Genomic DNA, 6,035 nt, shown 5'->3' on the forward strand with positions numbered 1-6,035 from the left:
TAGGTATCATCTCCACGAGACGTGATTTTAAGCAGGCGATTTTTGTAGGGTAAAAAATTTTCATTATTAATATGTAATGCACCATCAACATCTCTCACACCAAGATGTTCATAAAGAAAATCAGCATCACTTAGAGAAATCGAATTTTTATACCACTGCGGGTTATTTTTAATAACATCAACGATGGTTTTATCAAGATAGTAAGCAGGTTCCGTTTCTCTGGTGGGCAATTCATCTAATTGTTCTTTGTAATTCGTATAAATACCGTCAGCATACTGAGATTGCAGATCGTATTCATCACCAGATTGTTTCACGGGGAGAACATCATATTCCCCTGATAGGTATTGATAGTTACTTAAATCTGATTTCAATAGATAATATTTATTATTAATCTTTATATATTGATTAAGATGCTTATCATATTGTGTTCCTCTAGACAACGTCATGGGTCCCACATCCTGATGATTGATGTCATCACTGACAAGTTTTTCTGTTAAGAAAGGTCGACCCGTCAACAAAGTGAGAATATTTTTACTGATACCCGGCGAGTTTTCATTTTCAAATACCCACTCACCTCCTCGAGTGACGATAGGGGTGAGATGGTTATCATGTTGTACCACATACCTATACACTTTTTTGGTCACCTCAGATTCGAGTACAGGAAATATTTCATTTCCAATCATCGCATAGATATTTGATTTATTTTTTATAAAAACACTATCACCATATATTTCTGGAGAATTATTTTGTAAGAAATAGGTGTTCTCTTTATCATTTAAAATTTTAGTCGATTTTTTCATGGTTGATTTAATCACATGATTAAGATTTATATCACCTTTCAAAACCCATTGTTTTTTAGCATTATAAAAAATATAACCTTTAGTTTCTACATCAGAGAAATGATTAAACGATTCTATAACTTCAACTTTCTTATCTTGATCTTTTATATTGATATAAAGTTTGTTTTTTTTAATCTCTATATCATTCATCATAGTGCTAATAGCGCCATTGCTAGTGTTATCAGCTAATTGCCTGGTTAACACCGAGGAGATGAGGTCTTTGGCCAAATTTCTGATGTATGACTCCAACTCTCCAGCATTGTCTAATGAAAGATCTTTCTTCTCCATAGCATCAGAGATCATGTCCAGAAACGATGACAGAATCAAAGAAACAAGACGCCCCCGGCCATACACCGGAATCCATGAAAGTATACTGTCTATTACCGATTCGATTTTTTTGGCAAGATCGTCAAATTGATGATTACCCACGCAGCCTATGCCGTAAACATTATAATCAAGCACGATCTTTCCTTCATCAATCAAGGTAGAGACTGGGCTTCTCAATGTACGGCTTATCACTCTCATTATCTTAGCAGGTGTAAGAACGTCCCGTTCATCACGACAGTCTACAAGGCTTGTTACTTTTACATCCTCAATATTTGAAAGCTCTGTATCGTTACGCTTAGGTAAAAAGACCCTTTTTCTGACATTGAGCAAAGTCGGGATCTGAAAGGTATCATTTTGTTCCGCTAAATCATTTCGTTGATGATAAAAAAGATTAACCGTACGTTTGTCATTACGAGAGAGACGGTCGACTATCTTAAACAGATTTTCCAGGTATATCTTTCCAAAATGATACGATTTATTATCAATAGCTTGTCTCTCATTCTCTTTAACAAAGGCGGCAGTCAATTGAAGACATTTGATAAGCAGTTTGACATTTCTTTCTCGTTTTTTTGGCGTGTTTTTTACATCAGGCGAATTTTCAGCCCGCCTAAAGATCAGATCAAACTCATTTCTTACGCGCCAATTTATTGATCTATCCTGCAATATCCTTAATATCTCATTAGGGATCTGTCTGTTCTTAATGGTGACGGCCCGATAACTCAAGGGCCTTGTATTTTTATTACTGAAATAAGAACCCTCAATATCTGGAACCACGAGTTGATTAATAATATCCCGCTCGTGATTATATTCATCCAAAGAAATATCGCTTTCATTCGCAATAATGCGTGCTTCTGATTGCTGCATTCCCACGTTTTCTGAAGCATTAAATCTTTCGGCTGCCCACAGTCGGTAAAACGCCCCACCGGCTGCCCCCGCGAGTAATACTCCCCCGAGCCAAGCGGCTTGTTTTGGCGTCAAAGGTATCGAACTTTTTCCTTTTCCGGACCGAACCTGTTGCAAGCATTGGCTCTTGTCATTCAGCATTCTCCCCTTTTCCAGTTGGCGGAGCATTCGGGGATGACTCTCTTTGGGCTCCACCAAACGCGCGAAAAAAACCTGCTTGATATAGGCTAACACACCGCTTTCACGCTGTATTTCTTGGTTGTTTACCACACCGTCGGGGGTACTTTCTTGCGTACAAGAAATGACTTTGATACGCCGTGGGAAAGTATCATCGCCGAGACGATCCGTTAGCGGCGTCTCATCGGTGAATACAGGTTGATATATCTTCGGCGTGGAATTCTGGCATTTCATCAGCAAGGCAACTTCCCTTTATTAAAGAATCAGGCAAGTCGATATGGTGAACAAGAAGAGAGGGCGGTGCTTTCAGGAAAACGCGCGTATTATCGACAAATATTGTTTTATACATCTATTCATAAAAAAGCGCTGACAACCTGGGAAGGGAATTGTCAGCGCAACGGGTAAGACATCAACATTATTATTAATGTACGGACGAGATACTCACTCTCTTCGGTTTCGGCGCAAACCAAATCACCAGTGCAGCAACAGCAAAAATAGCGGCAATCACCATAAAGATATGGTTAGTGGCAACCATCACGCTCTGCCCTTGTAACATCCACTCTATCGAGCCGCGAACGGCGTCCATATTCATGCCATCATTCAGCATGTTATGGGTGGCTACCGCTTCCCTGTCCGTCAAACCGGCCAGCTCCGCATGCACATAGCGGGTTTGGTTCTCCCATGACGTGTTAACCATGGAGGTAGCGAACGCTCCTGACAAGGTACGAATAAAGTTCATCAACCCTGCGGCAGAATCCATCTCTCGCTCAAGCACGCACCCGAGCGCAATGCCAGTCAGTGGAACAAAAAACAGCGGCATACCAATGCCTTGGAATAACATGGGCAGACTTATCTGGGAAAATGTCATGCTCATGTCCGCCTGGCTGCGAAACAGCGTCCACAGGCCGAGCCACAGCACCCCCGTGAACACCAGCGGACGCGGATCGATTTTCGTCGCCAGCGTAGCAATCACCGGAGCCAGAAATACCGCCAATACGCCCATCGTTGCCGTTGAGTAACCGGCAATCGTCGCGGTATAGCCCATGTAGATTTGCAGCCACAAGGGCGTCAGCACCGTAATGCCAAAGAATGCGCCAAACGCCAGGGAAAGCGTCACCATGCTGGTGGTAAAACCGCGATGGCGGAAGACTTTAAGGTCCACCACGGGATTGCGCTCGGTCAGTTCCCAAATCAGGAAGGAGATAAAGCCAATCAGTGCAATAATCGCCAGAATGACAATGCGCGTTGAAGCAAACCAGTCATGATCCTTGCCTTCATCGAGCATAATCTGCAAGGCAGACACCCAGACCACCAGCAACACCAGTCCCACGATGTCAATGCGCGATTTTGCCGTCTGCGTTTCATAACGTTGCAGCATCTTCCAGCACATGAAACCCGCCGCAATGGCGAAGGGAGTCTTACAGATAAAGATGTAGTGCCAGCTAAACTGATCGCAGATAACGCCACCGAGAATCGGCCCCATAATCGGGGCAACCAGGGTGGTCATACTCCAGATGCCGATGGCAACGTGGCCCTTGTCTTTCGGGAAAATACGCATCATCAACGTCTGAGACAGCGGCATCAGCGGCCCACCAGAAAACCCCAGAAAGACGCGAAACAGCACCAACATGTTCATGCTGGTCGCCATCCCGCACAGCGTTGAAAAGACGCCGAACATCAGCAGACAAATCACGAAAACCCGCAGGGCACCAAAACGTGAAGCCAGCCAACCGGTCAGGGGAACCGAAATAGCCTCCGCTACCGCGTAGGATGTGATGACGTAGGTGCCCTGGCTGGTTGACGTCCCCAGACTCCCGGCAATATTCGACACAGAGACGTTGGCGATGGTGGTATCAAGAATGGCCAAAAAATTGGCCATCGCCAGACACAGGGTTCCGATGACAAGCGCCGCGCCGGTCAACGGCTGCGGAAAGGTATTCTGCGTAGTGTTGTGGCTCATGCTTTTGCGCCTTAATCCTGACGAGCCGTTGTCAGACCTTCATGACCCGATGCCGCCAGATCCAAGGTTTTATGGGTATCGATGGTAGCAATCATCGACAAGCCAACCTGAAGCGGATGTTTCGCCAGTTCCTGCTTGTCCAGCGTAATACGCAGCGGCAGACGTTGAACCACCTTAATCCAGTTGCCCGTTGCATTTTGCGCGGGGATCATGGAGAACGCCGAGCCCGTGCCGCCAGAGACACCGCTCACCACACCGTGATACACCACCTTGTCGCCATAGATATCAGCCGTAACTTCAACCGGTTGGCCGATTTTCACGTGGCGCAGTTCAACCTCTTTGAAGTTGGCGTCGATATGCACGTCGTGCAGCGGCACCACCGTCATCAAACGCTCGGCGTTCTGTACCCGTTTACCAATCTGCACCTGTCGTCTGGCGATGACGCCATCGACCGGCGCTTTGATAATGGTACGGGCCAAATCCACTTGCGCCTGTTCCACCTTGGCTTTCGCCAGCATCACCTCTGGGTTGGTTTCCACCGTGGCATCAATGGTCAACGCCGCATTGGCTTTTTTCGCACCGATGGTCGATAAACGATTAGCCACCGACTGCACCGCCGCCGCTTTGGCGACATTGAGGTTAGATTCAGCCTGCGCCATCGCATTACGCGCGTTAGTCAATTCCTCACCGGATACCGCGCCGGACTTTGCCAGCGCCTCGCGGCGCGTTAAATCCACCTGCGCTTTAGTGAAGTCAGCCTGTGACGCGACCAGCCGCGCTTGCGCCTGCGTTTCATCCGCTTCCCGCGCCTTGACTTGCGCCGCTAATCCCTCATCGGTTGCCATATAGCTGCTCACGCGCCGTCGCGACTGCCCCAGCATCGCCTCGGCTTGCGCCAATGCCAGGCGGGCATCGGTGTCATCCAGCTGTACCAGCACCTCCCCCTGCTTCACCCACTGCGTATCCACCACATTCACCGCCTGCACAATGCCGGTTACCGAAGGCGTCACTTCCGCCACTTCCGCCGCACTGTAGGCATTATCAGTGGTGACATAGCGCGAGCCCACCACCGCATACCACACGCCGTAACCGCCCGCGGCGATAACCACCGCGGCAGCCAATCCTATAAACCCTTTTTTACGCGATGACGCCGCGCGCGATGCATGAAAATGTGTGTCCGCCGCAGGCGTGGCAGAGTCATTATTTCGCTGTGACATAGAAAAACTTCCTGCAAGTCGAGAGAGGATTAAGAAGCATCAAATCCGCCGCCTAACGCGTGGATTAATGAAACGTCGAGTGAGAACGCCTGTGATTGCAAATTCACTAATGCACGCTGGGTATCCAGCATGGCGTCCTCTGTTGTCAGGACATCGAGATAGGTTGCCAGCCCACCGCGATAGCGTTTATCCGCAATGAGATACGCCGCTTTGGCGTTTTCAAAGGCGTTTTCGCTTTTCGACAGGCGGGCTTTCAGGGCATTGGCGCGGGTAACCACGTTGGCGATATCGTGCAACGCCAGCGTCAGCGTGTTGTTGTAGGTCGCTACGGACTCTTGGTAATTGGCCTCAGCAGAGGTTAATTGCCCGGATAAGCGCCCACCGGTGAAAATAGGCAGATACAGCGCAGGCCCAATGCGTCCGGCATCGTTGCCCGAGCGCGTCAGATTATTCAGGCCGAACGACTGATAGCCAATAAAGCCGGTAATGCTGACATCGGGGTAGTACGCGGTTTTGGCGACATGAATGCGTTTTGCCGCAGCTTCAACCCGCCAACGCGCGGCGCTAATGTCTGGACGATGGCCCAGAATGTTGATGCCGGTTTTAGCTGGC

General features: G+C 48.0%; 4 protein-coding genes. All 4 read right to left on the bottom strand.

The genetic code is table 11. The annotated features are described in order from the left end of the window. On the bottom strand, positions 1–2,480 hold a 2,480-nt coding region (locus tag J5224_RS23015; protein WP_264627570.1), incomplete at its 3' end, for a hypothetical protein. Positions 2,481–2,667: 187 nt separating this feature from the next. Continuing rightward, positions 2,668–4,206, bottom strand: a complete 1,539-nt coding sequence (locus J5224_RS23020) for a DHA2 family efflux MFS transporter permease subunit (RefSeq protein WP_264627571.1) — start codon at positions 4,204–4,206, stop codon at positions 2,668–2,670. A gap of 11 nt (positions 4,207–4,217) precedes the next feature. Beyond that, positions 4,218–5,423: an HlyD family efflux transporter periplasmic adaptor subunit gene (locus J5224_RS23025; RefSeq protein ID WP_319802471.1), complete on the bottom strand. Its 1,206-nt coding sequence runs from the start codon at positions 5,421–5,423 to the stop codon at positions 4,218–4,220. Between the two features lie 29 nt (positions 5,424–5,452). Further along, on the bottom strand, positions 5,453–6,035 hold a 583-nt coding region (locus J5224_RS23030), incomplete at its 5' end, for an efflux transporter outer membrane subunit (RefSeq protein ID WP_264627572.1).

The organism is Candidatus Symbiopectobacterium sp. NZEC135 (genome assembly GCF_025962695.1).

What these genes read in the sequence shown, in the direction of transcription:
- J5224_RS23025 (WP_319802471.1), bottom strand. Translation starts at nt 5,423, where the DNA reads ATGTCACAGCGAAATAATGACTCTGCCACGCCTGCGGCGGACACACAT.
- J5224_RS23020 (WP_264627571.1), bottom strand. Translation starts at nt 4,206, where the DNA reads ATGAGCCACAACACTACGCAGAATACCTTTCCGCAGCCGTTGACCGGC.